The organism is Variovorax sp. RA8 (assembly GCF_901827175.1).
Lineage (GTDB): Bacteria > Pseudomonadota > Gammaproteobacteria > Burkholderiales > Burkholderiaceae_C > Variovorax.
Map to the genome: position 1 here is coordinate 3580460 of NZ_LR594662.1, position 22793 is coordinate 3603252.

At 64.9% G+C, this 22793-nt stretch carries 20 protein-coding genes and 1 riboswitch; of the genes, 19 read left to right on the forward strand and 1 reads right to left on the reverse strand.

What is annotated here, in order from left to right; all coding sequences use genetic code 11:
- The first annotated feature begins 413 nt into the window (after positions 1 to 413).
- The 19 genes from E5P3_RS16745 to tolA all read left to right on the forward strand — a co-directional run bounded on the left by E5P3_RS16745 (position 414) and on the right by tolA (position 19101).
- The gene (locus tag E5P3_RS16745) at positions 414 to 1247 is read left to right on the forward strand and encodes a lytic transglycosylase domain-containing protein (protein ID WP_162587001.1); all 834 of its coding nucleotides are present in this window, start codon (positions 414 to 416) and stop codon (positions 1245 to 1247) included.
- 38 nt (positions 1248 to 1285) lie between these two features.
- Positions 1286 to 1413, forward strand: a riboswitch (ZMP/ZTP riboswitch).
- 42 nt (positions 1414 to 1455) lie between these two features.
- Positions 1456 to 2700 carry a serine hydroxymethyltransferase gene (gene glyA, locus E5P3_RS16750; protein WP_162587002.1) on the forward strand — a complete coding sequence of 415 codons (1245 nt, stop codon included), beginning with the start codon at positions 1456 to 1458 and terminating at the stop codon, positions 2698 to 2700.
- 19 nt (positions 2701 to 2719) lie between these two features.
- Positions 2720 to 3163, forward strand: a complete 444-nt coding sequence (gene nrdR, locus E5P3_RS16755) for a transcriptional regulator NrdR (protein WP_162587003.1) — start codon at positions 2720 to 2722, stop codon at positions 3161 to 3163.
- A gap of 156 nt (positions 3164 to 3319) precedes the next feature.
- Positions 3320 to 3928 (forward strand): type IV pilus modification protein PilV, encoded by a 609-nt coding sequence (gene pilV / locus E5P3_RS16760; protein ID WP_232073166.1) that lies wholly within the window; start codon positions 3320 to 3322, stop codon positions 3926 to 3928.
- A gap of 50 nt (positions 3929 to 3978) precedes the next feature.
- Positions 3979 to 4914 (forward strand): PilW family protein, encoded by a 936-nt coding sequence (locus E5P3_RS16765; protein ID WP_232073168.1) that lies wholly within the window; start codon positions 3979 to 3981, stop codon positions 4912 to 4914.
- Between the two features lie 2 nt (positions 4915 to 4916).
- Positions 4917 to 5543 carry a pilus assembly PilX family protein gene (locus E5P3_RS16770; RefSeq protein WP_162587005.1) on the forward strand — a complete coding sequence of 209 codons (627 nt, stop codon included), beginning with the start codon at positions 4917 to 4919 and terminating at the stop codon, positions 5541 to 5543.
- Positions 5544 to 5556: 13 nt separating this feature from the next.
- Positions 5557 to 10194, forward strand: a complete 4638-nt coding sequence (locus E5P3_RS16775; protein ID WP_232073170.1) for a pilus assembly protein — start codon at positions 5557 to 5559, stop codon at positions 10192 to 10194.
- Complete coding sequence (locus E5P3_RS16780) at positions 10191 to 10661, forward strand: type IV pilin protein (RefSeq protein ID WP_162587007.1); 471 nt, start codon at positions 10191 to 10193, stop codon at positions 10659 to 10661. The genes E5P3_RS16775 and E5P3_RS16780 overlap by 4 nt, the downstream gene beginning before the upstream one ends.
- Positions 10658 to 11260 carry a GspH/FimT family pseudopilin gene (locus E5P3_RS16785; protein ID WP_162589719.1) on the forward strand — a complete coding sequence of 201 codons (603 nt, stop codon included), beginning with the start codon at positions 10658 to 10660 and terminating at the stop codon, positions 11258 to 11260. The genes E5P3_RS16780 and E5P3_RS16785 overlap by 4 nt, the downstream gene beginning before the upstream one ends.
- Before the next feature lie 28 nt (positions 11261 to 11288).
- Positions 11289 to 12386: a bifunctional diaminohydroxyphosphoribosylaminopyrimidine deaminase/5-amino-6-(5-phosphoribosylamino)uracil reductase RibD gene (gene ribD, locus E5P3_RS16790; protein WP_162587008.1), complete on the forward strand. Its 1098-nt coding sequence runs from the start codon at positions 11289 to 11291 to the stop codon at positions 12384 to 12386.
- A 45-nt stretch (positions 12387 to 12431) separates the two neighbouring features.
- A complete protein-coding gene (locus tag E5P3_RS16795) occupies positions 12432 to 13085 on the forward strand; it encodes a riboflavin synthase (RefSeq protein WP_162587009.1) in 654 nt (217 codons plus the stop codon).
- Positions 13082 to 14242, forward strand: coding sequence for a bifunctional 3,4-dihydroxy-2-butanone-4-phosphate synthase/GTP cyclohydrolase II (gene ribBA, locus E5P3_RS16800; RefSeq protein ID WP_162587010.1), 1161 nt, complete (start codon positions 13082 to 13084; stop codon positions 14240 to 14242). Before E5P3_RS16795 ends, ribBA begins: the two co-directional genes overlap by 4 nt.
- Before the next feature lie 28 nt (positions 14243 to 14270).
- Positions 14271 to 14741 carry a 6,7-dimethyl-8-ribityllumazine synthase gene (gene ribH, locus E5P3_RS16805; protein WP_162587011.1) on the forward strand — a complete coding sequence of 157 codons (471 nt, stop codon included), beginning with the start codon at positions 14271 to 14273 and terminating at the stop codon, positions 14739 to 14741.
- A 10-nt stretch (positions 14742 to 14751) separates the two neighbouring features.
- Complete coding sequence (gene nusB, locus E5P3_RS16810) at positions 14752 to 15285, forward strand: transcription antitermination factor NusB (RefSeq protein WP_162587012.1); 534 nt, start codon at positions 14752 to 14754, stop codon at positions 15283 to 15285.
- Positions 15282 to 16481 carry a pyridoxal phosphate-dependent aminotransferase gene (locus tag E5P3_RS16815; protein WP_162587013.1) on the forward strand — a complete coding sequence of 400 codons (1200 nt, stop codon included), beginning with the start codon at positions 15282 to 15284 and terminating at the stop codon, positions 16479 to 16481. Before nusB ends, E5P3_RS16815 begins: the two co-directional genes overlap by 4 nt.
- Positions 16478 to 16942 carry a tol-pal system-associated acyl-CoA thioesterase gene (ybgC, locus tag E5P3_RS16820; RefSeq protein WP_162587014.1) on the forward strand — a complete coding sequence of 155 codons (465 nt, stop codon included), beginning with the start codon at positions 16478 to 16480 and terminating at the stop codon, positions 16940 to 16942. The genes E5P3_RS16815 and ybgC overlap by 4 nt, the downstream gene beginning before the upstream one ends.
- A complete protein-coding gene (gene tolQ / locus E5P3_RS16825) occupies positions 16939 to 17655 on the forward strand; it encodes a protein TolQ (RefSeq protein ID WP_162587015.1) in 717 nt (238 codons plus the stop codon). The genes ybgC and tolQ overlap by 4 nt, the downstream gene beginning before the upstream one ends.
- 21 nt (positions 17656 to 17676) lie before the next feature.
- On the forward strand, positions 17677 to 18114 hold the full coding sequence (locus E5P3_RS16830; protein WP_068679857.1) for an ExbD/TolR family protein: 438 nt from the start codon (positions 17677 to 17679) through the stop codon (positions 18112 to 18114).
- Between the two features lie 3 nt (positions 18115 to 18117).
- The gene (gene tolA / locus E5P3_RS16835; RefSeq protein WP_162587016.1) at positions 18118 to 19101 is read left to right on the forward strand and encodes a cell envelope integrity protein TolA; all 984 of its coding nucleotides are present in this window, start codon (positions 18118 to 18120) and stop codon (positions 19099 to 19101) included.
- A 103-nt stretch (positions 19102 to 19204) separates the two neighbouring features.
- On the opposite strand, the gene dnaE is transcribed toward tolA, so the two are convergent.
- Entirely contained in the window at positions 19205 to 22705 is a 3501-nt protein-coding gene (gene dnaE, locus E5P3_RS16840; RefSeq protein WP_162587017.1) for a DNA polymerase III subunit alpha, read from the reverse strand.
- Positions 22706 to 22793 lie beyond the last annotated feature (88 nt).

A 22793-nucleotide genomic window follows, 5' to 3' on the forward strand; every position in this document is an offset into this window, starting at 1 on the left:
GCCACTGAACCGTTCGAGAGTCTTCTCTCCCGGCTACCGGACTTCGGTTAAACGCCTGAACTTCAGGCCACCACAGCGTAAGCCCGCTGTCGCGAGAATGCAAATAACCTTTTCAATGGCTACACGGCAGACAATTTCGCTCGCCTTCCTAAGCTCCCAATAGCATAAAGTGCGACTTCCTTATTCTTGACCGGGTATTAAGCGCCTTTTAAAATCCGCGCTGCCCCAGCCGCCCATTTCCCGGCCGGGACTGCCCTATACCTGCTGCCGAATTCTTTTGGCTTAATCAGGCAACCGCGCCCTCTCCCCTCATCATGCGCGGCACCTGACTCGTACCAATCCACAAGCGCCGTCGCCTTGACCATCGCCTCCCAGGCTTTGCGACCCAGGTGCCGCACAAAGGAGGAAGAGCGATGAAACAGGCGTTTGGTGCCACAGCCCGCGGGCTGCGGACTTTCATGTCCGATGTGGCCGAAGGCTTTTTCGAAGTGACCCACAACGGCTTTGCCCTGCTCGGCTTGGCCATCGTGTTCGGCGTGCTGGCGCTGGCCGCGCGTCCGGATCTGCGCCAGTCGGGCGAAGAGCAGCTGATGGGCTGGCTCCAGTCGCGCAAGCCGCCGCCCGAGGTCTCCGACCTGGAGCCGACGGCCATCGACCGCACGACGGCGGCCAGCCCGCACGAGCTGCCGAAGCCGCAAGCCGCGGTCGCCTACTGGCTGAGTAAGAAGTACCGCGTGGCGGTCGAACCGTTGAGCGTGCTGGTGTCGGAAGCCTTCGAGATCGGCAAGCGCACCAAGCTCGATCCCACGTTGATCCTGGCGATCATGGCCGTCGAGTCCAGCTTCAATCCCTTCGCCCAGAGCCATGTCGGTGCCCAGGGCCTGATGCAGGTGATGACCCGGGTGCACGGCGAGAAGTATGAAAGCGCCGGCGGTACCCTGACTGCCTTCGACCCCGTGACCAACATGCGTGTCGGCGTCAAGGTCCTGCAGGAATGCATCGCGCGGGCGGGTTCGCTCGAAGGCGGCCTCAAGTACTACGTGGGTGCAGCCAACCTGCCGGACGACGGCGGCTATGCGGGCAAGGTGTTGGCCGAGCATGCGCGGCTGCAGCTGGTGATCGCCGGCCGTGCGCCCTCCACCGCACCCACGCCGCCCGGCATGCGGGCGCAGCCCCTGCCGGTGGTCGCGCCGGCCAAGCCGGAAGGCGACAGCCAGCAGAAGGTGGCGCTGGTCTCCGATCTTTAGGCCTTTTTACAGCGGCGCCCGAACCCGTCGGCTACACTCGCACGGCACGCGACTGGCGATAGGCGCCGCACCTATTCAGGTGCCATGCGCTGACGTGGATGACCACTGGGAAGCGTGCCGCCTGCGGCGCACAGCAGGCGTTCCGCCGTTCGCCTGGGCAGCCCTTGTTTGGTTGAAGAACAAGGACCATCCGTCTTAAAGGACTGCCATGTACAACCGCCAGATCCTGGTCGAACAGACCGATCCCGAAATCTGGGCCGCCATCCAGGCCGAGAACACCCGCCAGGAACAGCACATCGAGCTGATCGCGAGCGAGAACTACGCCTCCCCGGCCGTCATGGCTGCGCAAGGCTCGCAGCTCACCAACAAATACGCCGAGGGCTACCCCGGCAAGCGTTACTACGGCGGCTGCGAGCACGTCGACGTGGCCGAGCAACTGGCCATCGACCGCGTCAAGCAGCTCTTCGGCGCCGACGCAGCCAACGTGCAGGCCCACTGCGGCGCCTCGGCCAACGAGGCCGTGATGCTCGCCTTCCTCAAGCCTGGCGACACCATCATGGGCATGAGCCTGGCCGAAGGCGGCCACCTGACCCATGGCATGCCGCTCAACATGAGCGGCAAGTGGTTCAACGTCGTGAGCTACGGCCTCGACGACAAGGAAGAAATCGACTACGACGTGATGGAGCGCAAGGCGCACGACGCCATGCCCAAGCTGATCATCGCGGGCGCCTCGGCCTATTCGCTGCGCATCGATTTCGAGCGCTTCGCCAAGGTGGCGAAGGACGTCGGCGCCATTTTCATGGTCGACATCGCCCACTACGCGGGCCTGGTCGCGGCTGGCGTGTATCCCAACCCCGTGCCGCACGCGGACGTGGTGACCTCCACCACCCACAAGAGCCTGCGCGGCCCGCGCGGCGGCATCATCCTGATGAAGTCGCAGCACGAGAAGGCCATCAACAGCGCGATCTTCCCAGGCCTGCAGGGCGGTCCGCTGATGCACGTCATCGCGGCCAAGGCCGTGGCCTTCAAGGAAGCGTTGTCGCCGGAATTCAAGGTCTACCAGCAGCAGGTCGTGAAGAACGCGCAGATCGTGGCCGAGACGTTGAGCGCGCGCGGCCTGCGCATCGTCAGCGGACGCACGGAAAGCCACGTGATGCTGGTCGACCTGCGCGCCAAGGGCATCACCGGCAAGGAGGCCGAGAGCGTGCTGGGCAGTGCCCACATGACGATCAACAAGAACGCCATCCCCAATGATCCCGAGAAGCCGATGGTGACCAGCGGCGTGCGCATCGGCACGCCCGCGATGACGACGCGCGGCTTCAAGGACGAGGAGGCGCGCCTCACCGCGAACCTGATCGCCGACGTGCTGGACAACCCGCGCGACGCCGCCACCATCGAGGCGGTCCGCGCCAAGGTGCATGCGCTGACCAGCCGCTTCCCGGTCTACCGCTGATCAAGCGCATGGCGTCCGCATGAAGTGCCCTTTCTGCGGTCATCTCGAAACGCAGGTCGTCGAGACCCGCGTGTCGGAGGATGCCGACTTCGTGCGGCGCCGCCGTCAGTGCGGCACCTGCGAAAAGCGCTTTACCACCTACGAGCGCCCGGACGTCAACTTCCCGGTGGTGGTCAAGAAGGACGGCAGCCGCGCCGACTTCGACGCCAAGAAGGTCCGCGCCTCGATGATGCTGGCGCTGCGCAAGCGGCCGGTGAGCATCGAGCAGATCGACCATGCGCTCTTGCGCATCGAGCAGAAGCTGCTGTCCAGCGGAATGCGCGAGATCGAATCCACCAAGGTCGGCGAACTTGTGATGCGCGAGCTCAAGCGCATGGACAAGGTGGCGTACGTGCGCTTTGCCTCCGTGTATCGCAGCTTCGAGGACGTGGACGAGTTCCGGCAGTTGCTCCGAGACATCTGACTTTCTGACAAAAGCTCGCCGCCGTCGTCAGATGGCGCCAGAGTCCCGGGCTCAACGGCTCGACGACGCCGCCCAGCGGCCCCTTCTTCTCCCCCTCTGCCTCCCAGAATCGCCGGCTGAGTCGCCATCCCGGCGGCCTCTTTGCTGGAGTCAGTGGTGCAGTCGAGTATTCAACCGCGCAGGCGAGCATCGGGCTTTTCTCTGATCGAGGTGCTCGTCGCACTGCTGGTACTTTCATTTGGCTTGCTGGGCATGGTGGGCTTGCAGGCAATGGCCTTGCAGAACAACCGCGAAGCCCGCCTGCAATCAGTCGCCGTTGATCTCGCACGCGAACTGGCCGAGATGATGCGCGGCAACAAGAACGTCGCGATGCTGGACGCCTCCAATCCCTACATCGGCGATTTCTCTTCCGCCCCGCTGGCTCCGGCGACGACATCCTCCTGTTTGTCAGTCGGCTCATCGTGCGCCAATACAACGCTGGTAGCCAACGCCGAAATGACAGACTGGCTAGCCCGCGTGGGGGAAGACCTTCCCGGCGCACGGGTCAAGATCTGTTCAGACACGGCGCCGTACACAGGCGACGGATTGCCGCAGTGGGATTGCACGGCAGGTGCAACGAACGATCTTCTTGTCATCAAGATCGGCTGGAGCCACTTGTCCACCAATGCCGCGGAGCAAAGCCGGACCATCCGCGCGACCGCAGCACGCGATGAAAACCGGCCAGGCGTGATCGTGCCTGTTACTGCTGGCAGCACCACGCTATGAAGCACGCAACCCGCTTTCGCTCCCTTCAAGGGCGCCGTCCGCTGACTGGCATGACGCTCGTCGAATTGCTCGTTGCCATGGTGGTGGGCCTGCTGATCGTCTTGGCGGCGACTTCTGCACTGCTCGCTGCGCGCCGCGGCTTTACCACTGTCGATTCGGCTTCGCAGTTGCGTGACAACGCCCGCTTCGCCACCAGCCTCATCCAACGTCTTGCGGTTCAGGCTGGCTACCGAGACGTATCCAATGTCGCAACGAAACGCAGCGCCACTGTTGGATCGGGTGCCAGCGCGCTGCCCTATGTGTTTGGTTTCGACAATGCCCTGGCAAGCAGGACTTCACTGGACAACGGTAGCCCGAGGCCTTCGGGTTCCTTCGGCGATGTTCTCGTCCTGCGCTTCCAACCCACCGAAACCTTTCCTGGCTCGGGGAAGGCAGATTCGGGGATGATCGATTGCGCCGGGCAGCCAGCCGACACGCCAGCGAGCAACCGCGACGACGCGCGAACCAGCGTGTTCTTCGTGGACATGTCCAACGACGGCGAGCCCGCGCTGAAATGCTATCGCTCCGACACAGGTTCACCACCTTTCGATTCAGCAGTGACGCTGATCCGCGGCGTCGAAAATTTTCAAGTGCTGTACGGCGTTGATGGCGTCAATCCCGGGACGGCTATCGACCCCGCAGACACCGCCCGGACACCGGACACTGTGCCCGATAGCTACATCCGTGCCAATGAGTTCGAGGTCGCAGGCGATGCCGCAGCCACCCGCGCCAACTGGCGACGGGTGCGCAGCCTGCGTATCGGACTTGTCTTGCGCAGCGACGCCGCATCCACTCAAAAATCCGAAGCGCGGACATTTTTCCCTCTTGGTAGTGCCAGCTTTGCATCAACTGGCGACGTCGGCAGCCAGTATCAGGCGCCGGTCGATGGCAGGCTGAGGCAAGTTGTGAGCTTCACGGTCCATCTGCGCAACGACCAGGGGGAGTAAACATGAAGCTACCTTTGCAAGCTCGATGCACGAGCCGCCAGAGCGGCGCTTCCTTGATCGTGGTGCTGCTGATCCTGATCGTCGTTTCGATCCTCGGAGTCGGTGGTGCGCAGATTGCCCTCTTGGCCGAGCGCGGCGCACGCAACGACCGCGATATGCAGATGGCTTGGCAAGCTGCGGAGGCGGCGCTGCAAGACGCGGAATTCGACATCCACGGACCTGGCACCGGCAATCGCAGCGCTGTTCTGGGTTCGCTTCAGAACACAAATGTGTTCGTCGCCGACTGTGGAACCAACGTGACCTCGGGGGGCATCAGCACGCTGGGATTGTGCGAACTCGCCATGAGCGGAAAGCCGGCTTGGCAAAAGGTGAATTTCGCCGTCACCGGCAGCAATGCGAAAACCGTCGAGTTCGGCCGTTTCACCGGCCGGAGCTTCGCAGCCAACAACACCAGTGTCCCCAATGGCATAGAGCCCTTCCAAGCACCTCGCTATGTGATCGAGCCCATTCCCGATCCCGGCGAACGGGATCTTTCCTCGGTCAACAAATATGTCTTCCGAGTGACGGCCATGGGATTCGGACCCCGCGATGACATTCAGGCAGTGACTCAGATCATCTATAGAAACTAGCGTAGGGACTCTCATGCTCATGTTCGACCATCTCTGTAATTCCGGGCACTGGCTGCAGAAATTCCTGCGCACACGCCGACGCCTGCTGGCGTGGCTGTCGCTTCCCTGTGTCGCCCTTGCCATTTCGCTTGTCGTGCATAGCCAGACGGCTCCGCCTGCCATTCCGCCCGTGGCGCTTGCGGACGACCCTTTGTACGCGACCGGCACGAGAGAGAAGCCGACCATGGCCTTGGCTCTTTCCGTGGAGTGGCCGACCGCGGGTGCGCAGTACCTCGGTGCGCCAAACAGTACACTCGACACTACCTACACCCCTAGCACTGAATACATCGGCTATTACGATACCGAATCCTGCTACGCCTACAACGACAGCCCAACAGAGACGCCCTTGGCTTCCCAGTCAAAGGCTGACTACAAGCGCTTCGACCGCATTGGTCCCGCAACCGGCCGGACTTGTGCCGATGCATTCAGCGGTAACTTTCTTAATTGGTCGAGTAGTTCCGCCATTGACATGCTTCGCCTCGCACTGTCGGGAGGCGATCGCTACATCGATCGCGAAGATCTGACGATTCTTCAGCGGGCAGTCCTGCCCGACGGAGACCCCCAGTGTTTGTGGAACAGCGTCACCTTTCCGTCCAAAATCGTGCTACGCAATGGCGGAGGCACAGGCAACTACTGGGGCGCTGTTCCAATTGCCATGCGCGCGGCCGCCGGAGCCTACAACATCTATGTACTCAACACGCTCAACAAGATCTATTTTGGGCTAAGCGCGTCCGGTGGTTGCGGCGGCAAGAACGGTGCACAAAGACTGGCGGCCGAAGTTCCCAACAGAGTAGCGCCTGCTGTCAATGTGGCTCAAGCCTTGCCTGCCGATGCTTCGCCTGCATGTGCGACAGAGGATGTTACATGTACATTCAGCGGGATCAAGGAAGTCTGGTATGGCACTGGGACTCAGTGGGCCGTGGCGCCGGCATCGGACAGCGTCCTCTGCAGTGCCTCCGTGTTTGGCGACCCTGCTTTTGGAGTCGCCAAAGCATGCTACACGCGCAATTACACCGGATCATGGGCGCCATCGTCCTCCACAATTGGTCCTCGCACCATATACACGACCCAGCCACTACCTGCGGATGCGGTGGAATGTGCGTCCCAAGGCGGCGCCTGCACACTTACCGGGATCCAGGAAGTCTGGTACGGTACAGGCACCGTATGGTTTCTCCTGCCGGCTTCGGGCACAGTCCCATGCAACGGCCTCGAGGTATTTGGCGACCCTGCCGTCAATGCTGCCAAGAAGTGCTACGTACGCGCCTACACGGGCTCCTGGAAGCCCAAGCCTCTCAACAGCGACGGCTTTTTCTACGCACGCGTCAAGGTTTGCGATCAGGACGCGTCAGGCAATCTGCTGGATGTTCGCGAATACGGATCCGAGCACAACTTCTGCACCCGTTACCCCAGCAATCAGTTCAAGCCCACCGGCACCATACAAAAATACAGCAACTCGTTCCGGCTAGCTGCGTTCGGATACGCATTGGACCAAGGTTACGACGGTACCGCTAGCCGCCGTTATGGAGGCGTGCTGCGCGCGCCCATGAAATGGGTCGGCAGCAAGACCTACGACAACAATGGCCAGGAAAACACGCCTGCCAACGGGAACACCGCAGCCGAATGGGATCGCCAAACGGGCATCTTCAAGTCCAACCCCGATGGCGATACCACGCAGACCCCCCCCATCAGCGGCGTAGTCAACTACCTGAACAAGTTCGGCCGCATCGGTTCCAAGCTGGGGCGCTACAAAGAGGGGGATCCGGTAGGAGAACTCTATTACGAAGCATTGCGATATCTGCAAGGCCTGCCGCCCAGCCCGAAGGCAGTCGAGGGCCTTACGGCGCAGATGTATGACGGCTTCCCTATTTTTGCGGATTGGACAGGGCTTGATCCCTTTGCCAACGGGTCTCGAGCCGGCGACTACACCTGCCTCAAAAACAACATCGTTGCCATAGGCGACATCGAATCCCACGACGGCCTGGACTATGCGCGCTTTCCCGCCGCAAACTCTGCAGCCAATGTTCCGGATTTCAGAACCTGGCGCAACACTGTCGCGGCATTCGAAGGGGGTCTCGTACGTTCATATGTCGATGGAAAGGGCGAGACTCGAAGCACGGGCAACCCTAACTCCCCGAATCCCTATACCTTCGGCGACCAGTTTGATCTCGTCGGTACGGCCTATTGGGCTCACACGCATGACATCCGAGGAACGAACTGGACCGACCAGGAGAGCAAGCAACGTCCCGGCCTGCGGGTCAAGAGCTTCTTCTTCGACGTGAATGCATACGGCAAACAGAATGTCGAAGCAACCCGTCGCTACAAGAACCAGTCTTTCATGGCTGCGAAGTACGGTGGCTTCGAGTCCACAAGTTCTCCGAACAGCCTGGCGCAGCCCTATAACACTTGGGGAAATCCGTTCGTAGACATGAGGAACCAGCCGAACAACAACGTCTGGCAAGACCCCGCCCGTCCCGGTGAAGCATCCGCATATGCACTGCAAAGTAACGGCCGTTCCGTGCTGGCTGCCTTCGACAGCATCTTTGCAAGAGCGGGGGAGCGAATTCGCAGCATCGCCGGCGCGGCTGCGCAATCCAGCACCTTGACCGAGGCAGGGAACTTCATCTATCAAGCGGAGTTCAGTTCCCAAGATTGGAGCGGTGACCTTGCCGCATATGCGGTATCGACGGTGTCGACGGCTAGCGGGAAGGTCGCGCAGTTGTCCAGCACCCCTGCATGGCGAGCCGCGGAAAGACTCAGGGCGCTGACCAACGTCGACGCACGCAAGATCGTGATAGGCAACAGCGGCGCCACGAGCACCCAGACTGCGTCCAACTTCACATGGGATTCGATCAGCGCCGATCTGAAGCAAAGCCTCAACAAGGACCCTGACTCGGAGTCGGCGTCCACATCCGACAACTTGGGAGCGGACCGGCTCAACTTCATTCGCGGAGACCATTCCAACGAGATCACTCGGTTCCGCGATCGCGACGGCCAGCGTATTGGAGACATCGTGAACTCAGGGGTTGCTTACTCCGGCGCACCAAGCAGCACGATTCAATCGACCACCTATCCGGCATTTCTCGAACTCAACAAGAGTCGCAAGGCTGCCGTGTTCGTTGGCGCCAACGACGGCATGCTTCACGCATTCGACGCGAGCAATGGCGACGAACTGTTCGGCTATATCCCCAGTTGGCTGGGCCCGAGGCTCTCGGCCTTGAGCAGCAAGAAATACCTCGACAACCATCAGGCTTATGTGAATGCGAGCCCAAGCGTTGCCGAAGCTCAAGTCGGCAGCGATTGGAAGACCGTGCTCGTCGGCGGCACCGGCGCCGGAGGCCGAGGTGTTTTCGCGCTCGACGTCACCGATCCGACCCAATTTTCCGCATCGAAGGTCATGTGGGAATTCACATCTGCCGACGACATCGATCTGGGCTATGTGGTCGGACGTCCCCAGGTCCTGAAGTTCCGCACCAGCGCGCCGGATGCCCCTCCCGACTACAAGTGGTTTGCGGTCGTGGCCAGCGGGGTGAACAACTACGTGCGCGATAACGCCGGCAACTTCAGCACGACTGGCCGACCTGCGCTGTATCTTCTCGACCTCGCGAAGACCGCAGGCACTGCCTGGGCACTCGGCACCAATTACTACAAGATTTCATTGCCGGTCGATGTCAGCTTGAGCGCCAGCAAGGCGACGGGTCTCCTGAACTTCAAGGCGACGCTCGGTGCACAACAGGAAGTCAGCAAGTTGTTCATGGGAGACCTGCATGGCAACCTGTGGAAGCTGGATTTCAGAGCCCAGGGCTCGACCAACTGGAATATCGGCAAGCTTTCGGCTTTCGTCGACACCAGTGGGAATCCCTTCCCGCTCTATATCGCCAAGGATCGTCTGGGCAATGTGCAACCGATCAGCGCCGCTCCCTTCCTGATCCGCGGCGAGGGCAAGGAATCGATCTACGTCGCTTTCGGCACCGGCAAGTACCTTGAAGGCACGGATCGCTCCTCGACAGCGGCCAATTCGTTCTACATGGTGCATGACAACGGCACCAGCACGGCGGACAGCACCGGTACCCCAACCAGCGCCATCAGCGGCCGCAGTCGTTTGCAAGGCGGAACCTTCGATAGCGAGACGGGCCGGATCGACGTCTCTGCCTTCGTGTGGGGACGCCCTGCCAGCGATGCCGACAACACGCAAAAGTCAGGCTGGTATTTCGATTTTCCGAGCAGTGGAGAGCGCCAGGTATTCGCATCGCTGCTGCGAGGCGACACGCTGGTTTTCAGCAGCCTCATCCCTGATCAAGGCACCAACGCGAGCAGTTGCAGCCCCGCAGGCGGAAGTGGCCGCGAATACCGATTGGACGTGAATACGGGCGATGGCACCTCGTCCGTCTCGACCGTCGGTCTCCTGGGCGCGAGCATGGCCATGGATGTCGAAGCGGCCACAGCCTTCACGACCACCGACAGCACGGGCCGTCGAACGCGCACCATCAAGACACAGACCTTGAGCCAAGGGAGCACCGGCCTGGCCACAAGTGGAACCGTCACGACCGTGCAGATTGCCGGACGCTTGAGCTGGCGGCAGATCCACAACTATCAGGACTTGAAAAATAAATGACGAAACGAATGCAAGTAAAGGGCTTCACGCTCGTCGAACTGATGATCGTGGTGGCAGTCGTTGCCATCCTTGCGGCGATCGCGTACCCGTCCTATGCCTGGGCTGTACGCAAGGGGAAGCGAGCCCAGGCGCGCACGGCGATTCTCGAATTGCTGCAGCAGCAGGAGCGCTACATGACCCAATACAACACGTATCTCAAATTCTCCAATGTTGCCGGTGTAACGACCCCGGGGAACGTTCCATTCAAGACCTTCTCAGGGGACAGTTCAACTGATCCGCCTTATCAGCTCTACGCCGACGAATGCGCCAGCGGTCGGGCAATGACTGAGTGCGTGAAGGTCATCGCGAAACCGACACTTGCAGATGCCGAAGTTGACTCGCTTTGGGCAACCAGCGAGGGTGCCAAGAACTGCACCGGAACAGCCGGCACATCGACATCCTCTCCTCCGAAGGTGTGCTGGCCATGATCTCGAGGCGCAGTCCTGGGGTCGAGGCCGGCTTCACCCTCATCGAGCTGATGGTGACCCTCGCCATCGCCGCAATCCTACTGGTCGTCGCTGTACCCGGCTTCCTGGCGTTCCAGCGCAATTCCGAGCTGACGTCGACGACCAACCGCTTGGTTTCGGCCATTGCGGCAGTCCGGAGCGAGGCGATGAAGACGGGGATGACAGCCATGGTGGTTCCTGCAGACGGGGCCGATTGGAACAATGGCTGGCTGGCGTTCATCGACAAGGATCGAGATCAGAAGTTCACCGCAGCCGGCGACAAAGTCATCTTTGCTCAGGCCCCAATGCCCACCTACCTCACCGCCAGCGCCAATGGCACCGGCGCCTCGGCCAAGCCGTACGTCATGTTCGATGCTTCGGGCTATCCGAAGACCAAAACAGGCGGATTTGGTAACTTGACCATCACCGTGGCCCGGTCCGACCTCACCGGAGCGGCCGCCCTCGGCGATACCCGGAGCGTTATCATTTCCCACGCGGGTCGGGTGCGTTCATGTCGCCCTGTCAGCGCTCCGGATGCCAAGTGCCCCATATCCACCGATTCTTCGAACGACAGCGAGTGATAGCTGCGCGCCAGCCTTTGGCGCGGCAATGCGTCTGGCGCTGGACCTGGGCGCTGCCGCGACGGCACTGTCAGACCCCAATCCGCGCGTAGGCTGTGTCATCTCCGCGCCGGGCGGGCAAACCATCGGGGTGGGCCACACCCAATCTGCTGGTGGCCCCCACGCCGAAATCATGGCCCTGCGCGATGCTGCTCTCAAGGGCCATTCAGTTGTCGGCGCCACCGCCTACGTCACCCTCGAACCTTGCTCCCATCACGGCCGCACTGGCCCGTGCTGCGACGCCCTGATCGCCGCCGGAATCCGCAGGGTCGTCGCCTCGCTCACCGACCCCAATCCGCTGGTCGCCGGGCAGGGCTTCGAGCGCCTGCGCGCGGCCGGCGTCCAGGTCGAGGTGGGTCCCGGAGCCGAGGAGGCGCGCGAACTCAACATCGGTTTCTTCAGCCGCATGATCCGCAAGACCCCGTGGGTCCGGCTCAAGGTCGCCGCCTCGCTGGACGGCAAGACCGCCCTGCCCGACGGGACCAGCCAATGGATCACCTCCGAAGCCGCTCGCACCGATGGCCACGCCTGGCGCGCGCGTGCCGGTGCCCTGCTCACCGGTGTCGGCACCGTGCTCGAGGACGATCCGCGGCTCGACGTGCGCCTGGTCGAGGCGCCACGCCAGCCGCCACTGGTGGTAGTCGACAGCCAGCTGCAGACGCCGCCAACGGCACGCCTCTTCGAGCCTGCCCGGCCGGTCTGGATCTACGCCGCCGCTCCCAATGCGCCCGCTCAGGCAGCCCTCGAAGCGCGGGGCGCCGTCGTCCGCCATGTGGCCAACCCGCAAGGCAAGGTGGATCTCGCGGCCATGCTGCGCGACCTCGCGCTGCGCGAAGTCAACGAGCTGCACGTCGAGGCCGGCCACAAGCTCAACGGCTCGCTGATGCGCGAAGGCCTCGTGGACGAATTGTTGCTGTACGTCGCCCCGAAGTTCATCGGCGACGGCCTCGGCATCGCGCACCAGCCGAATTCCGCTGGCAACCTGACCCGCCTGGACCAGGCCCTCGGGCTGGAGTTCAAGTCCGTCGAAGCCCTTGGTCCGGACCTGCGCATCGTCGCCCGCATCGCAGGCCGCGACCGCTTCTAGCCTTCCCTTTCCAGGGCGGCCTCGCATCTCTGCGAAAATGCCGCGATGTTCACCGGAATCATCACCGGCGTGGGGCGCATCGCCGCCGTCCACGACCTCGGCAGCTCTTCATCCCACGGCAAGCGGCTCGGCATCGCGGCGCCCGCCGGCTATCTGGACGACGTGGGCCTGGGTGACAGCATCGCGCTCAACGGCGCCTGCATGACCGTCACTTCCCTCGATCCCGCGCAGCAGCTCTTCACCATCGACATCTCGGCCGAATCGCTCGACAAGACGGCCGGTCTCGCCGAACCCGGCAGCCGGGTCAATCTCGAAAAGGCCCTGCGGGCCAGCGACCGCCTGGGCGGCCACATCGTCTCCGGCCATGTCGACGGCATCGGCACCGTCAGCCGCTTCGCCCCGGTGGGGGAAAGCTGGGAGCTGCGGGTGCTGGCGCCTCGTGCCCTGGCCCGCTTTCTCGCCTACAAGGGCTCGATCACCGTCAACGGCGTGAGCCTCACCGTCAACAGCGTGAGCGACGGCCCCGATGGCAGTGAGATCAGCATCAACCTCATCCCCCACACCGTCGAGAACACCGCCCTCGGCGGCCTCGAGGCCGGCAGCCGCGTGAACCTCGAGATCGACACTGTCGCACGCTACGTCGAGCGCATGCTCCAGGCCGGCGCCCTGCCCGCCATCCCCAAGGACCCCACCCCATGAACGCTTCCGTAAGCCCGATGCCCGCCCCCCGCAGCGCACGAGCGCCCGCCCCCATCTCGCCGATCGAGGAGATCGTGGCCGAGCTGCGCGCCGGCCGCATGGTGATCCTGGTCGACGAGGAAGACCGCGAGAACGAGGGCGACATCGTGATCGCGGCCGACCACGTCACGCCCGAGGCCATCAACTTCATGGCGCGCCATGCCCGCGGCCTGATCTGCCTCACCCTTTCGCGCGAGATGTGCGAGCGGCTGCAGCTGCCGCCGATGGTGGCACGCAACGGCGCCAAGCATTCCACCGCCTTCACCGTCTCGATCGAGGCGGCCGAGGGCGTCACCACCGGCATCTCCGCCGCCGACCGTGCGCGCACAGTGCAGGCCGCCGTCGCCCCCAATGCGGTCGCTGCCGACCTGGTCCAGCCGGGCCACATCTTCCCGCTGCAGGCCGTCGACGGTGGCGTGCTGATGCGCGCTGGTCACACCGAGGCCGGCTGCGACCTCGCCGCCATGGCCGGCTGCTCGCCGGCCTCCGTGATCTGCGAGGTCATGAACGAGGACGGCACGATGGCGCGCCTGCCCGACCTGCAGCTCTTCGCGGCCGAGCACGGGCTCAAGATCGGCACCATCGCCGCGCTGATCGAGCACCGCAGCCGCACCGAATCGCTGGTCGAGAAAATCGGCTGCCGCGAGATCCACACCGCCTGGGGCTGGTTCACCGCCCATGCCTTCCGCGACAAGCCCAGCAAGGGCGTGCACCTGGCGCTGGTGCGCGGCAAGTGGAATCCGGGCGACACCGTGGACGTGCGCGTGCACGAGCCGCTCTCGGTGCTGGACGCACTGGAAGTCAACCGCTCCCTGCACTCCTGGAGCCTCGATGCCAGCTTGGCCCACATCGCGGCCCAAGGCAAGGGCGTGGCCGTGCTGCTCAACTGCGGCGAGACCGGCGCCGAGCTGCTGTCGCAGTTCGACGGCACGGCACGGCCGGCGCAGGCGCCCGAGCGCGGCCGCATGGACCTGCGCAGCTACGGCATCGGCGCGCAGATCCTGCGCGAGTGCGGCGTGCACCGGATGAACCTCCTGGGCACGCCACGCCGCATGCCCAGCATGGCGGCAGGCTACGGCCTGGAGATCGCCGGCTACCTCAGCAAGGACGAACAATGACCCACAACCCGGGAAGGCAGGAACACTGATGCAGGACGCGAACAAGGGCGGCGCCGTCGCGCTCGACGGCAAGGGCCTGCGCATCGGCATCGTGCAGGCACGCTTCAACGAGGACATCACCGACGCGCTGGCGAAGGCCTGCCTCGGCGAGCTCGAGCAACTGGGCGTGGCGGCCGAGGACATCGACCGGCTCAGCGTGCCGGGCGCGCTCGAGGTGCCTCTCGCGCTGCAGGCCCTGGCCGAGCGCAACCGCTACCACGCGCTGATCGCGCTGGGCTGCATCATCCGCGGCGAGACCTACCACTTCGAGCTGGTGGCCAACGAATCCGGCGCCGGCGTAAGCCGCGTCGCGCTCGACTATCGCATTCCGGTCGCCAACGCCATCCTCACCACCGAGAACCTCGACCAGGCAATCGCCCGCCAGACCGACAAGGGCCGCGACGCGGCGCGCGTGGCGGTCGAGATGGCGCGGCTGATCGGGTCTGCCAACAGGCCCTGACCTCTCTTTCATGACCGACGACACCAAGACCAGCGGCGAGCGGCCGCACCAGTCGCGCCCCGGGCTCACCAGCACCGGCGCCCGCAAGGCCTCCGCCAAATCCACCCGCAGCCGTGCGCGCGAGTTCGCGCTGCAGGCGCTCTACCAGCACCTGGTGGGCCGCAACGACGCGGCTTCCATCGACCAGTTCACCCGCGACCTGGCCGGCTTCCACAAGGCAGACGCGGCACACTACGATGCCCTGCTGCACGGCGCCATTGCCTCCGCGCAAGAGCTCGATGCACTGATCGTGCCACTGCTCGACCGCAAGCTGGAGGAGATCTCCCCCGTCGAGCATGCCGTGATGTGGATCGGCGTCTACGAGTTCCAGAACTGTCCCGATGTGCCGTGGCGCGTGGTGCTCAACGAGTGCATCGAGCTGGCCAAGGAATTCGGCGGCACCGACGGCCACAAGTACGTGAACGCAGTGCTCAACGGCCTCGCGCCGCAATTGCGCCCCGCGGAGGTGGAGGCGGATCGCGCGAGCGGCAAGGCCAGGCCATGAGGATTTCGAAGCGCGCCGAGCGTATCGAGCCCTTCTACGTGATGGAGGTTGCCAAGGCGGCCTCCGCCCTGGCACGCGAGGTTGCGCACACCGATCGGCCGATGATCTTCCTCAACATCGGCGAACCCGACTTCACCGCGCCGCTGCCGGTCCAGGAAGCCGCCCTGCGCGCCGTGCGCGCCGGCGCCACCCAGTACACCCACGCGACCGGCCTCGAGGTGCTGCGCGAGCGCATCAGCGGCTGGTACCGCGAGCGCTTCGGCGTCGACGTGCCGGCGCACCGCATCGTGGTCACGGCCGGGGCTTCGGCCGCGCTGCAGCTGGCCTGCTTGGCGCTCATCGAGGCCGGCGACGAAATCCTGATGCCCGATCCCAGCTATCCCTGCAACCGCCACTTCGTGAGCGCTGCCGAGGGCCGCGCGATACTGATCCCGACCACCCCCGAGGAGCGCTTCCAGCTCAGCGCCGCCAAGGTCGAGGCCGCCTGGACGGAACGCACGCGCGGCGTGCTGCTGGCCTCGCCCTCCAACCCCACCGGCACCTCGATCGAGCCGGGCGAGCTGCGCCGCATCCACGAAGTGGTGACGCGGCGCGGCGGCATCACGTTGATCGACGAGATCTACCTGGGGCTGTCGTACGACCAAACGTTCGGGCAGAGCGCACTGGGCATCGACGACCAGATCATCAGCATCAACAGCTTCAGCAAGTACTTCAGCATGACCGGCTGGCGCCTGGGCTGGCTGGTGGTGCCCGAGGCGCTGGTGCCGGTGGTCGAGCGGCTGGCACAGAACCTCTTCATCTGCGCGAGCACGGTGTCGCAATACGCCGCTCTCGCCTGTTTCGAACCTGCGAGCATCGCCGAATACGAGCGCCGTCGTGCCGAGTTCAAGGCGCGACGCGACTGGTTCATCCCGCAGCTGGAGTCCCTCGGACTTCCCGTGCCGGTGGTGCCCGACGGCGCCTTCTACGCCTGGGCCGACTGCTCCGCGTTCGGCGAGCGCCTGGGCATCGCCAACAGCTGGGACTTCGCCTTCGAGGCGATGAAGAAGGCGCATCTCGCCATCACCCCCGGCCGCGACTTCGGCTCGGACCAGACCGCCCGCTTCGTCCGCTTCTCGACGGCCAGTTCGATGGCACACCTCGAGGAATCGGTGGAGCGGCTGCGGGCGTGGGCGGGCACCGCCGATCCCGCATGAGCTTTTCGTTCCCCATCCGCGTCTACTGGGAGGACACCGATGCCGGCGGGATCGTGTTCTACGCCAACTACCTCAAGTACATGGAGCGCGCCCGCACCGAGTGGCTGCGCTCGCTGGGCATCGCGCAGCGCGCGCTGCGCGAGCAGACCGGCGGCATCTTCGTGGTCAGCGAGACCCAGCTCAAGTACCACAGGCCAGCTCGGCTGGACGATGAGCTGCTCGTCACCGCCGAGCTGCGCCAGATCGGCTCCGCGTCCCTGATAATCGGTCAGCGCGTGCTGGCCCGGCCCGCACACGCCCCCGCCGCCGATCCCACGGCCGATGCCCCGGTGCTCTGCGAAGGCACGATCCGCATCGGCTGGGTCCACGCAGACACGCTGCGGCCCGCGCGCATCCCGGCGCAGGTTTCGGGAACCCTGGCGCGCTGCGCGGGCTCCATGTCTCAACCTCAGAAGCCATGAATCAAGACCTCTCGATCCTTTCCCTCCTGCTGCATGCCAGCCTTCCGGTGCAGCTCGTCGTGCTGCTCCTGATCGTGGTGTCGATCGCCAGCTGGGCGGCCATCTTCCGCAAGTACTTCTCGCTCAAGCGCACGCGCTTGCTCAACGACGACTTCGAGCGCGAGTTCTGGTCCGGCACCAGCCTGAACGAGCTGTTCTCCTCGGCGGCCCAGCACGCCAAGTTCGCCGGCCCGATGGAACGCATCTTCGCCTCCGGCATGCGCGAGTACCAGAAGCTGCGCGAGCGCCACGTGTCCGACGCCGTCACCCTGCTCGACGGCGCGCGTCGCGCGATGCGCGCGAGCTTCCAGCGGGAGCTCGACGCGGTGGAGCAGAACCTCTCCTTCCTCGCCACCGTCGGTTCGGTCTCGCCCTATGTCGGCCTGTTCGGCACGGTGTGGGGGATCATGCATGCCTTCACCGGCCTGGCGGCGCTGGCGCAGGTCACGCTCTCCACCGTGGCGCCCGGCATTGCCGAGGCGCTGGTCGCCACCGCAATCGGCCTGTTCGCCGCCATCCCGGCCGTGGTCGCCTACAACCGCTTCGCGCGCGAGATCGACAAGATCGCGATCGGCCTGGAGACCTTCATCGAGGAGTTCTCGAACATCCTGCAGCGCAACCTGACCGCCCACGTCGTCAACCCGTCCCAGATGGGCCCGGCCACGGTGCGCTGACAGACAGCCGGAGAAATCACCATGCCAGCCATGTCCTCCCGCGGCCGCGGCCGCCGCACGATCAACGAGATCAACATGGTCCCGTTCATCGACGTCATGCTGGTGCTGCTGATCATCTTCATGGTCACGGCGCCGCTGATCACGCCGAGCGTGATCAACCTTCCCACCGTGGACCGCGCCAACAAACAGCCCGACCGGCCGGTCGAGATCGTGATCAAGAGCGACGACGAGGTCCAGATCAAGAAGGACCCCTCCACCGGCACAGGCGCGCTCTCGATCCCGATGACCCAGATCGGCAGCGCCGCGCGCACCGCGCAGAGCGGCGATGCGCAGCGTCCCGTGGTGATCAGCGCCGACAAGTCGGTCAAGTACGAGACCGTGGTCAAGGCGATGAACCAGCTCAAGGCCAGCGGCATCGAGCGCGTCGGCCTCTCGGTCCAGACCACGGGCGCCAAGTAAGCCATGTCGCTGGCCGCAGACCGCCCCGAGTTCGCGCCGCCGCCGCAGCGCGGGACCTTTCGTGCAGTGCTGTTGGCGCTGGTCGCACATGCGCTGCTGATCATTGCGCTGACCTGGGGCGTGAGCTGGCGGCGCGAGGCAGAGAACGACGCGGTCGAGGCCGAGCTGTGGTCCTCGACCATCCAGCAGGCGGCGCCGCGCGCCGTCGCGCCGACCCCGCCGGCACCTGCCCCGGCCCCCACGCCGGCACCGCCGCCACCCCCTCCACCGCCGCCGCCCCAGGCCGCGCGACCGCCGGAGCCCGCGCCGCCGCCACCCAAGCAGCCCGACATCGCCCTCGAGCGCGAGAAGAAGCTCAAGGAGCAGAAGGAGCGCGAGCGCGAAGAAGAAGTGGCCCGGCAACAGCAGCAGAAAAAGCTCGAGGCCGCCCGCAAGGCCGCGCAGGAAAAGAAGGAACAGGAAGCAAAGGAGCGCGAACGCGAGCGCGCAGAGGACGAGGCCGAGCGCAAGAAGGAACAGCAGCAGAAGCTGGCCGAGGCGAAGAAGAAGCAGGAAGCGGAGGCCAGGAAGGAGGCCGAGGCCGCCAAGAAGAAGGAGGCCGAGGCCAAGGCCGCCGCGCAAGCTGCCGCCGACCGTGCCGCCACGCTCAAGCGCATGCAGGCCATGGCCGGCACCGGCGGCGAAGGCAATGCCGCGCGCTCCTCGGGTCCTTCGGGCAGCTACGGCGGCAAGGTCGCCGCGGCGGTGCGGCCCAATGTGGTGTTTCCTGAAGCAGAGCTGGTCAGCGGCAATCCTGGCGCCGAGTTCGACGTCCGCCTTGCGCCCGACGGCACCATCGTCGGCACGCCGGCACTGGTCAAGACCAGCGGCCTGCCGAACTGGGACGAAGCCGCGCTGCGCGCGCTGCAGAAGACCGAGAAGCTGCCGCGCGACGTCGACGGTACCGTTCCGCCGCGCCTGACCGTCGTCCTGCGACCGAAGCGCTGATACCGCTCAGAGAGCCGGCTTCCATGGCGGCCGCGGGCGGCGGGCTGGTCGGAAGCGTCTGAAAGCGGACATCCGGGACCCGCAGACCCGGAGGACCCGGAGCCTATTCGTACACGATCGCAGCCTTGCCCGCCTCGGCCTGCGCCATCCAACTCGCCAGCGCGGCATCGGTCGGAAAGAACTTCGCCCGCTCGCCCAGCTGCAGTTCCACCTGTGCGCCGCCGCGTGCCATCGACAGGCGCACGCCCAGGCCCTGCAGCAGCTCGCCGTGCTCGCTCTGCTCGGTGCGCGGCGGGAACTCGCGCACGAGGCGCGCGATATCGGGCGCCTTGCCGTTGACCGCCACGCGCAGGAACTTGCCGAAGCGGCAGCGCGCGGTGGCGAGGTCCCACACCTGCTGCACCTGGAAGCGCGCCTCGAAGCCGCCACGGCCGGGCTGCAGGCGCCCGCTCACGATCACCAGTTCGTCGTCCTTCAGCGTGTTGCGGTTGTTGTTGATCAGCGCCTCGTCGGCCGTGGCCTCGATGGAGGCAGACTTGTCGTCCAGCTTGAAGATCGCCAGCCGGCCGCGCTGGCCGTTGATCACGCGCATGTCGCTCACGATGCCGGCGATGACCTGTTGCTCGCGGCTGTCGATCAGGTCGTCGATCTCGCGCTTGCAGAATCGCCGCACCTCGTGCGCCACCTCGTCGAACAGGTGGCCCGAGAGGTAGAAGCCGACAGCGGTCTTCTCCAGGGTCAGCCGCTCCTTCACGCCCCAGGGCGTGGCGTCGACCAGCTCGGGCTCCTGCGTGGCAGATCCGTGCTCGCACTCGCCGAAGATGTCGGCCTGCGCGGCATTGGCCTCGGTCGCAGCCGCGAACTCGAAGGCGCGGTCGATCGAGGCGACCAACGCTGCGCGGTTCTGCTGCAAGGCATCGAAGGCGCCAGCCTTGATCAGTGCTTCCACCGTGCGCTTGTTGATGCGCTGGCGGTCCACCCGCACGCAGAAGTCGAACAGGCTCTTGAAGGGCCCACCCTCCTCCCGCGCCCGCACGACGGCCTCCACCGCGAGCTGGCCGGTGCCCTTGACCGCGCCGAGGCCGTAGCGGATCACCTTGTCGGTGACAGGCTCGAAGCGGTAGTTGCCGCGGTTCACATCCGGCGGCTCGAAGGTCATGCCGAAGTTCTTCTGCGCGTCCTCGAACAACACCTTGAGCTTGTCGGTGTCGTCCATTTCCACGGTCATGTTGGCGCAGAAGAACTCGGCCGTGTAGTGGACCTTGAGCCAGCCCGTGTGATAGGCCAGCAGCGAGTAGGCCGCGGCATGCGACTTGTTGAAGCCGTAGCCCGCGAACTTCTCCATCAAGTCGAAGATCTCGTCGGCCTTCTCCTCGCTGATGCCATTCTTGGCCGCACCGGCGCGGAAGGTCAGCCGGTGCTCGGCCATCTCCTCGGCCTTCTTCTTGCCCATCGCGCGGCGCAGCAGGTCGGCGCCGCCGAGCGAGTAGCCGCCCAGGATCTGCGCGGTCTGCATCACCTGTTCCTGGTAGACCATGATCCCGTAGGTCTCGGAAAGCATTTCCTCCACCAGCGGATGCGGGTACTCCACCGGCTCGCGGCCGTGCTTGCGCGCGACGAAGCTGGGGATCAGGTCCATCGGCCCCGGGCGGTACAGCGCGTTCAGCGCGATCAGGTCCTCCAGCCGCGTCGGCCGCGCGTCCTTCAGCATGCCCTGCATGCCGCGCGATTCGAACTGGAACACGGCCTCGGTCTTGCCTTCGGAGAACAGCTTGTAGGTGGCCGTGTCGTCGAGCCGGATGTTCTCGTAGGCGAAGTTCTCCTGGCCCTTGTGGCGCTTGACGATGAACTCCTTGGCGATCTCCAGGATGGTCAGCGTCGCCAGGCCCAGGAAGTCGAACTTCACCAGGCCGATGGCCTCCACGTCGTCCTTGTCGTACTGGCTCACGGCCGAATCGCTGCCGGGCTGCTGGTAGAGCGGACAGAAGTCGGTCAGCTTGCCCGGCGCGATCAGCACGCCGCCGGCGTGCATGCCGATGTTGCGGGTCATGCCCTCGAGCTTCTGCGCCAGCTCGACCAGCATGCGGACTTCTTCCTCCTTCTCGATGCGCGCCGCGAGCTGCGGCTCCATCTCGATCGCGTAGTTGTTCTTGTCGCCCTCGACCTTCGGCACCGGCGGGTATTGCAGCGTGACCGACATCCCGGGCTTGTTCGGGATCAGCTTGCTGATGCCGTCGCAGAAGGTGTAGCTCATGTCCAGCACGCGGCCCACGTCGCGGATCGCGGCGCGCGCGGCCATGGTGCCGAAGGTCGCGATCTGGCTCACGGCGTCGCGGCCGTACTTGTCCTTCACATAGTCGATCACCCGGTCGCGGTTGCTCTGGCAGAAGTCGATGTCGAAGTCGGGCATCGAGACGCGCTCAGGGTTCAGGAAGCGCTCGAACAGCAGCTTGTATTCGAGCGGGTCCAGGTCTGTGATCTTCAGCGCGTAGGCCACCAGCGAGCCGGCGCCCGAGCCCCGGCCAGGCCCCACCGGGCAACCGTTCTTCTTGGCCCAGTTGATGAAGTCGCCCACGATCAGGAAGTAGCCCGGGAAGCCCATCTTGAGGATGGTGTTGATCTCGAACTCCAGCCGTTCCACGTAGCGCGGGCGCTCGGCATCGCGCTTCGCCGCATCGGGATACAGGTGCTCGAGGCGTTCCTCCAGGCCGGCATAGGAGGCGACGCGGAAGTACTCCTCGATCGGCATGCCGTTGGGCGTCGGGAAGTTCGGCAGCCTGGGCTTGCCCAGCGTGAGCGTGAGGTTGCAGCGCTTGGCGATCTCCACGGTGTTGGCGATCGCGCTCGGCACGTCGGCAAAGAGCGCCTCCATCTCGGCCGCCGACTTGAAATACTGCTGCGGCGTGAAGCGGCGCACGCGGCGCGCATTGCCGAGGATTTCGCCCTCGGAAATACACACGCGCGCTTCGTGCGCCTCGAAGTCCTCCGCGGTGGCGAACTGCACCGGGTGCGTCGCGACCACCGGCAGGTTCAGGCGCGCGGCCAGTTGCACCGCGGCCACTACGTGCGACTCGTCCTCGGGGCGGCCGGCGCGCTGCAGCTCGATGTAGAAGCGGTGCGGGAACAGGCCCGCGAGCTGCAGCGCGACCTCGGCCGCGCGCTCGGCCTGGCCCTGCAGCAGCGGCGCGCCCAGCGGGCCGGCCTGCGCGCCCGACAGCGCGATCAGGCCGCCTTGCAGCTCTTCGAGCCAGGCCAGCTTGCACGCCGCCTGCGCCTGGCCACGGCCCACGTTCTGGGTCCAGGCTCGCGCAAGCAGTTCGGACAGGTGCAGGTAGCCTTCCATGTTCTGCACCAGCAGCACGATCCGCGTCAGCGCGCCGGGCTCGGTCCCCAGGCCGTCGACGAAGATCTCGGCGCCCAGCACCGGCTTGACGCCCTTGCCGCGTGCTTCCTTGTAGAACTTGACGCCGCCGAAGATGTTGTTGAGGTCGGTGATCGCCAGCGCGGGCTGCTTGTCGGCGGCGGCGGCCTTGACGGCTTCGTCGATGCGGTTGGTGCCGTCGACGACGGAGAACTCGGTGTGCAGGCGCAGGTGAACGAACATGGGCTCGATTGTAGAAACCCGCCCTTCCACCCTGTGAGTTGGCGATAAAAATATGGCCCCCAGCTCGCCACTTCGTGTGCTTCGCCAC

Coding starts and splice junctions, on each gene's coding strand:
- E5P3_RS16745 (WP_162587001.1), top strand. CDS start 414: ATGAAACAGGCGTTTGGTGCCACAGCCCGCGGGCTGCGGACTTTCATG.
- glyA (WP_162587002.1), top strand. CDS start 1,456: ATGTACAACCGCCAGATCCTGGTCGAACAGACCGATCCCGAAATCTGG.
- nrdR (WP_162587003.1), top strand. CDS start 2,720: ATGAAGTGCCCTTTCTGCGGTCATCTCGAAACGCAGGTCGTCGAGACC.
- E5P3_RS16765 (WP_232073168.1), top strand. CDS start 3,979: ATGACGCTCGTCGAATTGCTCGTTGCCATGGTGGTGGGCCTGCTGATC.
- E5P3_RS16770 (WP_162587005.1), top strand. CDS start 4,917: ATGAAGCTACCTTTGCAAGCTCGATGCACGAGCCGCCAGAGCGGCGCT.
- E5P3_RS16775 (WP_232073170.1), top strand. CDS start 5,557: ATGCTCATGTTCGACCATCTCTGTAATTCCGGGCACTGGCTGCAGAAA.
- E5P3_RS16780 (WP_162587007.1), top strand. CDS start 10,191: ATGACGAAACGAATGCAAGTAAAGGGCTTCACGCTCGTCGAACTGATG.
- E5P3_RS16785 (WP_162589719.1), top strand. CDS start 10,658: ATGATCTCGAGGCGCAGTCCTGGGGTCGAGGCCGGCTTCACCCTCATC.
- ribD (WP_162587008.1), top strand. CDS start 11,289: ATGCGTCTGGCGCTGGACCTGGGCGCTGCCGCGACGGCACTGTCAGAC.
- E5P3_RS16795 (WP_162587009.1), top strand. CDS start 12,432: ATGTTCACCGGAATCATCACCGGCGTGGGGCGCATCGCCGCCGTCCAC.
- ribBA (WP_162587010.1), top strand. CDS start 13,082: ATGAACGCTTCCGTAAGCCCGATGCCCGCCCCCCGCAGCGCACGAGCG.
- ribH (WP_162587011.1), top strand. CDS start 14,271: ATGCAGGACGCGAACAAGGGCGGCGCCGTCGCGCTCGACGGCAAGGGC.
- nusB (WP_162587012.1), top strand. CDS start 14,752: ATGACCGACGACACCAAGACCAGCGGCGAGCGGCCGCACCAGTCGCGC.
- E5P3_RS16815 (WP_162587013.1), top strand. CDS start 15,282: ATGAGGATTTCGAAGCGCGCCGAGCGTATCGAGCCCTTCTACGTGATG.
- ybgC (WP_162587014.1), top strand. CDS start 16,478: ATGAGCTTTTCGTTCCCCATCCGCGTCTACTGGGAGGACACCGATGCC.
- tolQ (WP_162587015.1), top strand. CDS start 16,939: ATGAATCAAGACCTCTCGATCCTTTCCCTCCTGCTGCATGCCAGCCTT.
- E5P3_RS16830 (WP_068679857.1), top strand. CDS start 17,677: ATGCCAGCCATGTCCTCCCGCGGCCGCGGCCGCCGCACGATCAACGAG.
- tolA (WP_162587016.1), top strand. CDS start 18,118: ATGTCGCTGGCCGCAGACCGCCCCGAGTTCGCGCCGCCGCCGCAGCGC.
- dnaE (WP_162587017.1), bottom strand. CDS start 22,705: ATGTTCGTTCACCTGCGCCTGCACACCGAGTTCTCCGTCGTCGACGGC.